1 protein-coding gene is annotated in these 255 nt (G+C 37.3%); it reads right to left on the reverse strand.

The features are described 5' to 3' along the window. The coding region (locus EWU23_RS13885; protein WP_166233209.1) for a DDE-type integrase/transposase/recombinase at window positions 1-255 on the reverse strand (255 nt) is incomplete at both ends.

The following is a 255-nucleotide window of genomic DNA, read 5'->3' on the forward strand; positions in this document are numbered from 1 at the left end:
TTTGAGTAATTCGTAAAAACTCCTTGGCATAATATTGACCACCTCCATCGGAGTGAAGTACTAATTCATCAAATCTTTTCTTTTTTCGAAGCTTGATGGCCATTTGTAAGGCTGGAATGGTGGTATGAGTTGTTAATAGCCTTTTAGAGGTGTGGTGGCCCACTATATGACGCGTATAAGCATCTACAATAAAAGTGAGGTAATAATAGATGCCATTGACTTGATAATAACTAATGTCACTCTGCCAATATTGGT

The sequence above is a fragment of the Aquirufa beregesia genome, assembly GCF_011090385.1.
Taxonomy (GTDB): Bacteria; Bacteroidota; Bacteroidia; order Cytophagales; family Spirosomataceae; genus Aquirufa; species Aquirufa beregesia.